The 7,164-nt window shown below is 36.0% G+C and carries 7 protein-coding genes and 2 pseudogenes; 7 read left to right on the plus strand and 2 right to left on the minus strand.

The genetic code is table 11. The annotated features are described in order from the left end of the window. Window positions 1-168: pseudogene (locus ABZC13_RS14025) on the minus strand (flagellin); the annotation flags it as partial. Window positions 169-364: 196 nt separating this feature from the next. Between ABZC13_RS14025 and topA the strand changes: the two are divergent. The 5 genes from topA to ABZC13_RS14050 all read left to right on the plus strand — a co-directional run bounded on the left by topA (window position 365) and on the right by ABZC13_RS14050 (window position 5,550). Continuing rightward, entirely contained in the window at window positions 365-2,575 is a 2,211-nt protein-coding gene (gene topA / locus ABZC13_RS14030; protein ID WP_373005258.1) for a type I DNA topoisomerase, read from the plus strand. Between the two features lie 83 nt (window positions 2,576-2,658). Further along, on the plus strand, window positions 2,659-3,180 hold the full coding sequence (locus ABZC13_RS14035) for a metallophosphoesterase (protein WP_373005261.1): 522 nt from the start codon (window positions 2,659-2,661) through the stop codon (window positions 3,178-3,180). After that, a complete protein-coding gene (locus ABZC13_RS14040) occupies window positions 3,177-4,028 on the plus strand; it encodes a biotin synthase (protein ID WP_373005264.1) in 852 nt (283 codons plus the stop codon). Before ABZC13_RS14035 ends, ABZC13_RS14040 begins: the two co-directional genes overlap by 4 nt. A 14-nt stretch (window positions 4,029-4,042) precedes the next feature. After that, the gene (locus ABZC13_RS14045; protein WP_373005267.1) at window positions 4,043-5,200 is read left to right on the plus strand and encodes a cation:proton antiporter; all 1,158 of its coding nucleotides are present in this window, start codon (window positions 4,043-4,045) and stop codon (window positions 5,198-5,200) included. Further along, the gene (locus ABZC13_RS14050; protein WP_373005270.1) at window positions 5,197-5,550 is read left to right on the plus strand and encodes an AMMECR1 domain-containing protein; all 354 of its coding nucleotides are present in this window, start codon (window positions 5,197-5,199) and stop codon (window positions 5,548-5,550) included. Before ABZC13_RS14045 ends, ABZC13_RS14050 begins: the two co-directional genes overlap by 4 nt. Here the strand turns inward: ABZC13_RS14050 and ABZC13_RS14055 are convergent. Further along, the gene (locus ABZC13_RS14055; RefSeq protein ID WP_373005272.1) at window positions 5,547-6,512 is read right to left on the minus strand and encodes an NAD(P)-binding domain-containing protein; all 966 of its coding nucleotides are present in this window, start codon (window positions 6,510-6,512) and stop codon (window positions 5,547-5,549) included. The two genes, ABZC13_RS14050 and ABZC13_RS14055, sit on opposite strands and share 4 nt — an antisense overlap. 65 nt (window positions 6,513-6,577) lie before the next feature. Here ABZC13_RS14055 and ABZC13_RS14060 point away from each other — a divergent pair, with 65 nt between their 5' ends. Continuing rightward, the gene (locus ABZC13_RS14060; RefSeq protein WP_373005275.1) at window positions 6,578-6,946 is read left to right on the plus strand and encodes a hypothetical protein; all 369 of its coding nucleotides are present in this window, start codon (window positions 6,578-6,580) and stop codon (window positions 6,944-6,946) included. Window positions 6,947-6,979: 33 nt separating this feature from the next. Next, window positions 6,980-7,164: pseudogene (locus tag ABZC13_RS14065) on the plus strand (OmpA family protein); the annotation flags it as partial.

Here is a 7,164-nt window from a genome sequence, read left to right on the forward strand (position 1 = left end):
AGCAGAAAGTTTATTGGCAATCGCAAGACCAGAAGCATCATCTGCCGCTCTATTGATTCTTAAACCTGATGAAAGAGAATTAAGACTTTTATCAAGCCCTATGTTGTTCATCGTAGCGTTTCTGTGTGCGTTCATTGCACCTATATTTGTATTAATTCTAAAGCCCATCATAAATCCTTTTGTGGGTAAGAGCCTTTCGCTCTATTTGGGTACAGCTTCCTTGCTGATTATATATATATCGGTACAAAAGCATATTACTTTAATTAAATCTTAATTTTTATATATTATCCATTTACATTATTTAAACTTTTTTTGGTAAACTTCCAAAATCAAAACAACTATACTATATATATAGGGAAACTATTTGAACTTAATTATCGTCGAGTCACCAGCAAAAGCAAAAACAATCAAAAACTTTTTAGGTAAAGATTATGAAGTTATCGCATCTAAAGGTCACATAAGAGATTTACCTAAATCTCGTTTTGGAATCACCGTAGATGAGGACAACCAACTTGTGCCTGCATACAGTGTTGCAAAAGAGAATGCTCCTACCGTTAAGGAGATTAAGGCTTTAGCCAAAAAAGCTGATACTATCTATATCGCGACCGATGAGGATCGCGAGGGTGAAGCTATAGGTTGGCATATTGCTCATGCTATTAAAAAAGACCCAGAGGAACTTCCTCGTATTGTTTTTCATGAAATCACTAAAACAGCAATCAATCATGCTTTAGAGAGTGCTCGTAAAATAGATATGAATATGGTAAACGCTCAACAGGCTCGTCGTATGCTTGATCGTGTAGTTGGCTATAAACTATCTCCTCTTTTAAGTTCTAAGATTCAAAAAGGTCTCTCAGGAGGACGAGTTCAATCATCAACTCTAAAACTTGTAGTAGATCGTGAAAGAGAGATCAAAGCATTTATCCCTGTTGAGTATTGGTCAATAGATACAATGTTTAAAAAAGATATTGAGGCTACTCTTATTACTCATAAAGGTGACAAGCTTTCTAAGCTATCTATTGAAAACAAAGATAGCGCAGAAGCAATCACAAAAAGCGTTAATGCTGATTCGTTTATTATTTCAAAGATTGAGACTAAACAGAGAAAGACATCTACGCCTCCACCGTTTATGACTTCAACACTTCAGCAGACTGCATCTAGTAAGCTAGGGTTCACTCCTAAAAAGACTATGATGGTAGCTCAAGCCCTCTATGAAGGTGTTAAAACACCAGATGGGACTTCGGGTGTTATTACATATATGAGAACGGACTCACTAAACATGGCCGCAGAAGCTGTTGGTGCGGTTCGTGGAATCATTGAAAGCAGATATGGTAAAAGATATCTCCCCCAAGAACCGAAGACTTATGGTAAAAAATCTAAGGGTGCACAAGAGGCTCACGAGGCAATCCGCCCTACGATGCTTCACTTCTCTCCTGAAGTTGCACAGAGCTTTTTAAAAGCTGATGAGATTAAACTTTACCGTCTTATCTATGAAAGATTTATGGCTTGTCAAATGAACGATGCGATGTTTGAGCAGCAAAGCATTATTTTTGAAGGTAAAGAAAACGAGTACAGAGCAAGTGGAAGAAAACTGATATTTGATGGTTTTTACGCTGTTACCGGAACTGAGGACAAAGATAAACTACTTCCAACTCTAAAAGAGGGCGAAAAAGCTGATATCCAAAGTATCAAACCTGAGCAACACTTTACTGAACCACCTGCAAGATATTCTGAAGCATCTTTGATTAAAAAATTGGAGGCTGAGGGTGTTGGTCGCCCATCAACTTATGCTCCGACAATTGCTACTCTTAGTGGTCGTACTTATGTAACTATTGAGAAAAAGCAAATTATTCCAACAGAGATGGCTTTTACGGTTACTGATATGCTTGAGAAAAACTTTGCTAACATCGTAGATATCTCTTTTACTGCAAATATGGAAGAAAAACTTGATGAGATTTCAGAGGGCGAAACTGACTGGCAAAAACTCTTAAGTGATTTTTACTTTCCTTTTATGGATCAAGTTGCTGAAGGTAAAGAGAAAATAGTTTCACTTAAACTTGCCAAACCATTAGGTCGAACTTGTCCAAAATGTGGTGAGAGTGAGCTTCTACTCCGTTCGGGTCGTTTTGGTAACTTTATAGCTTGTAGCGGTTTTCCAAAGTGTAAATATACAGAGCAGTGCGATGAAGAAGGTAATACAGTAGAGAAAAAAGAAGAGACGGCAGACGAAAAATGTGACAAATGTGGTAATGACATGGTAATCAAAAATGGTCGTAATGGTCAATTTTTAGCTTGCAGTAATTATCCTGATTGTAAAAATACTAAAAGTATAGATGTTGAAAGTCAAGTAAGCGCGGCACCATGTCCTGATTGTGGCGGTGAAGTAAGTCTTAAGAACTCTAGACGTGGACCTTTCTGGGGCTGTGCAAACTACCCTGATTGTAAATTTATCTCTAAATTCGAGCCTACAACTATCAAGTGTAAAGAAAAAGGTTGTAAAGGAGTTCTTGCAGAGAGAACTTACAGAAATAAAGACGTATACGAATGTGTAAAATGCAAAAACAGAACTCCAAGATAATTCTCGCCAATGGCGAAGCTTCAGTGATTGAATCTAAGCTGGACTTGTTCAGATTAGATGAGACTTTAAAGTAGAAGTAAACCATGAAGATAGGCATTATTTCAGATACGCACACTAAAGTTAAAATGGCCAAGGAAGCGCTTAATCTACTTACTGAAGATGGTGCTGAGTTTATCATTCATGCGGGTGATATCGTAGAGATTGAAGTACTAGACTTTCTTAAAAACTGCGGACTTAGATACATAGCTGTCTATGGGAACAATGACGCTCATCTGGCTCATTATCACGGCAAATATAATCTAGTTCAAGAGCCTCACTATTTTAAACTTGCAAACTGTAAGTTTAAACTTATGCATATGCCTTACTATATGGCTCCAGATGCTGATATTGTAGTCTTTGGTCATACTCATATCTTTGAGAGTGACTTTAAAAATGGCACTCTTTTTTTAAACCCAGGTGAAGTATGTGCAAGAAATAAATCTATCTCCGAATGTGCTATGCTTGAAGTCACAGATGATACATTTGAAGTGACATACTATACTAAAGAAAAAAAAGATGACACTTTTAAACATCAAAAATTTTCATACGAGAGAATAAAATCATGAACAAAGCAAACAAAGAGATTTTTTTATGTTCTATCTGTAATATAAATAGTGGAACATGTAACGAAGACTGTAAGTTTTGTTCACAAAGCGTAAGATATAAAGCAGATATAGATCGTTATAAACAAAAAGCTATAGAAGATATTTTAAAAGAAGCCACCGCGGCTAGAGACAACGGTGCTTTAGGTTTTTGTCTTGTAACAGCCGACAAAGGTCTAAATGACAAAACTCTGAACTTTGTATGCTCAATCGCAAAAGTTTTAACAAAAGAAGTACCCCAGCTTAGACTTATAGCGTGTAACGGTACAGCTTCTCTGGAACAACTTTTAATTCTAAAAGAAGCAGGAATAAAAGCATATAACCATAATCTGGAGACTTCAAAAGAGTTCTATCCCAGTATTTGTACGACACACTCTTGGGAAGAACGTTATGAAACTTGTCAAAATGTAAACAAATCCGGTTTAGTACTTATCAGCGGTGGTATTTTTGGTCTTGGTGAGACAAATGTAGACAGAGTCTCTATGCTTGAAGCTCTTAACTCTCTTAACCCTACTTCTGTACCTATAAACTTCTATCATCATAATGAAGCACTGGAATTAGAACCAAACTCATTAGATATAGAAGAAGCATTTTCACTTATAAAACTAACAAGAGAGATGATTCCTAATGCAGATAGAATCATGATTGCCGGTGGAAGAGAGTTAATGTTTGGAGATAGACAAAATGAGATTTTCAAATATGGTGCTAACTCTATCGTAATAGGAAACTATCTCACTACAAGCGGTAGAATTATGAGTAAAGATTTAGATATGATACAATCACTAAATCTAAAAGTTGCAAAAAAAGCATAAAAGGACTATTAAGTATGAGTGACAACGTTGTTCTTATAATCACGATTTCACTCATTATAATCTTTACCCCATTTTTTGCTAAACTTTTAAAACTCCCAACAACACCTATTGAGATCATACTTGGTTCTATTCTTGGATACATCGGTTTCTTGCACAATGAGCATCTTTTTGACATAGTTGCAGAGCTTGGATTTTTATATCTTATGTTTATTGCGGGTACCGAGATTAACCTCAAAAAAGTTATTAAGACACCTGCAAACCTTATGAAAAAGGTTATATTTTATCTTATAATTCTTTATGCATTCTCCATACTTATCTCTTTATATCTAAATCTTGGAAAGATCTTTATGGTGCTACTTCCTCTTATCTCAGTAGGGCTTGTTGCCACTCTTTCTAAAGAGTACGGTAAGACTTCTTGGCTTGGTCTATCCATGACTGCAGGCGGTATAGGAGAAGTTGTAAGTATCGGCTTTTTAACGCTAACGTCTGCCGCACTGGACTCTGGTTTTGGAATGGGACTGATTAAAACTATTTTTGCACTGATGCTATTTTTACTATTTATGTTTTTACTATTTCGTGCCATGGAGCTTCTCTTTTGGTGGTTCCCGGGAGTCTCTACTGCCCTGATGCCTGTCGAAGACAACAAAGAGCAAGATATACGTCTGTCTATGGGGATATTCTTTCTTCTAGTCGGTGCTATGCTTTATCTTAACCTGGAACTTGCCTTTGGAGCATTCTTAGCAGGTATATTTATTCCGACTTTCTTTGAGCATAAGCATGAGCTTCCTGAGAAACTGGCTTCTTATGGATTTGGATTTTTAATACCTATATTTTTTATACATATAGGAAGTACATTCAATCTAGATGCACTTACAATGGAAGGTCTGATTTCAAAAGCTGTCATTATAGCGGTCGTAATGATTTTTATGAGAGTTGTTGCTTCACTGGTATTTATAAAAGAGCTTGGTCTTATAGACTCTATCTTAATGGGTCTATCTCACTCTATGCCACTAACACTTCTTATTGCTATGGCAACACTTGCTTATCATGCATCTAGCATAGATACTCTACACTACTATGCCTTTATCTTGGCGGCACTATTTCAGGTTATAAGTGTTATGATTATTATCAAACTTATTAACAACTACAAACTTAGGAAGGAGTCTATATGAGTCGTTCTGTTTTACTGCAACTTGCCCGTGATTCTATACATGAAGTTTTAGAAATGAAGAGAACTATAGACAAATCTGCCCTCTTAAATGAGCATCCACTGCTAAATGAAAAAATTGCTACAACAGTAAATATTTATATAAAAAAAGAGCTAAGAGGTTCTTTTGCATCTAAAGAAGCTACAAAAAGTCTTTTAGAAGATATTATATATAACGCAAAGAAATCTGCTTTTGAAGATAAAAACTTTACTCCACTTACAACCTCCGAGTATCTGAGTTGTGAGATAGAGCTACTGCTAAACACTCCCGATGGAGTGATGAGCGAAAAAGACCCTGCTATCCTAAAAGATTAGTCAGCCGGGAGTTGATCTCCACCTTGAATATAACATGCTATTGCATAACCATGGTTAAGTCCAAGGGCTATACTTCCACCTGACTCTTGAGTAATATCTCCGGCAACAAACATACCTTTTATATTTGTTTCATAGTTATCATCATGGACAGGTTTGCCATCAGCTTCTTCGATGCCTGAACTTGCAAGAAATGCACTTGGAGTTGTTCCTCCTATTGCATAGATTACTCTGTCAAAAACTTCATCTTCAACTTCACTAAAAAGTACTTTTACTCTTCCATCTACATCTTCTAGACCATCAATATTTATACCAAGAATCGGCCTAACTTCTTTATGCATTATCGCATTTGCTATGTTTGTTTGATTAGTAGGATTGGCACGTCTAAAAGTCTCTCTTCTATAGCAAATCGCTACATCATTTTTCTCACTTAGATCAACAGCATACTCTACAGCACTATCTCCACCACCTACTACAAGAATCTTTTCACCCTCAGAACAATCATCTAAAGTGTAGCCTATCTTCTTTTTAATTCCTGATGGCACCTTATAACTTGGCTTGTTTGGTTTACCCATTCTACCAATAGTTACAACTACATTTTTAGCTCTAACACTTTTGCCTGCCATGAACACTTCAAAGAAATTATCTTTTTTTTCTATAGACTGAACCTCTACATGAGTCTGTAGTTCCACAGAGTGATGGTCTAAAATCTCATCAAAAAAGTCCAGAGTTGTTTCTTTTGTACCATCTACAAAATAGATTCTTCCGTCTAACTCAACTTTTTGACCCTTCCAATCTTTATCAACCCTCTTATTGTCTTTGTAATATTTACGAATAGTCGAGTTATGATTTTGATCTTTTTCAAGGAGTATAATATCTCTAATACCTTGTAAATAGCCTTCAACAGCAGTTGCTATCCCTGCTGGACCTGCTCCAATAATTGCTAAATTATATAAATGACTCATTCAAACTCCTTATATTATGGTGATTATTCTAACATATTTTAGCAATATTGTTATATACTTACAAAATGTATTATGTAATAAAAAGACAACACACATCTCCACTAACAACTTTTATCAGTTTTCCGGTACCAAAATACATTGCTTCTAAGAATAGTGAGAATGTAATATTTGAGTTTCAAAAAAATGGAAAACCTGAGAGAAAATGGGTAAAAAAGAGTGACATCGTTCTGCTTACGGATGATAAAGAGTTCTTTATAAAAACAGTTGCCCACTTCAAAGAAGTAGAAGCTACTCAACAAAAACTAATAGACGCAGCACAAGAACAACTTGACCAAAGTATAGAGACTTTTACGGAGACCATGCACACTGAAATAGATGAGTTTAGCGAAATCAGAGACTCCTCTGACATACCTTGCATTCTCAAAGATTTATAATATAATCCACCCAATTGAATTTTAGGAACTAATATGAAATACCTTTTAGCACTTCTAGCTCTAGCTTTATCTCTTAATGCTTCAGAATTTACTCACATTCAACCAATAGCAGTTGAAGAAGCACCTATTGCTAAAGCTGTTGAAGCTGCACCTCTAGACAGTGACTCAGATGGTGTTTTAGACAAAGACGATAAGTGTCCTAATACTGCAGCAGGTGA

It is taken from the genome of Sulfurimonas sp., assembly GCF_041563035.1.
GTDB lineage: Bacteria > Campylobacterota > Campylobacteria > Campylobacterales > Sulfurimonadaceae > Sulfurimonas.

What these genes read in the sequence shown, in the direction of transcription:
- ABZC13_RS14035 (WP_373005261.1), top strand. Translation starts at nt 2,659, where the DNA reads ATGAAGATAGGCATTATTTCAGATACGCACACTAAAGTTAAAATGGCC.
- ABZC13_RS14040 (WP_373005264.1), top strand. Translation starts at nt 3,177, where the DNA reads ATGAACAAAGCAAACAAAGAGATTTTTTTATGTTCTATCTGTAATATA.
- ABZC13_RS14045 (WP_373005267.1), top strand. Translation starts at nt 4,043, where the DNA reads ATGAGTGACAACGTTGTTCTTATAATCACGATTTCACTCATTATAATC.
- ABZC13_RS14050 (WP_373005270.1), top strand. Translation starts at nt 5,197, where the DNA reads ATGAGTCGTTCTGTTTTACTGCAACTTGCCCGTGATTCTATACATGAA.
- ABZC13_RS14055 (WP_373005272.1), bottom strand. Translation starts at nt 6,512, where the DNA reads ATGAGTCATTTATATAATTTAGCAATTATTGGAGCAGGTCCAGCAGGG.
- ABZC13_RS14060 (WP_373005275.1), top strand. Translation starts at nt 6,578, where the DNA reads ATGTATTATGTAATAAAAAGACAACACACATCTCCACTAACAACTTTT.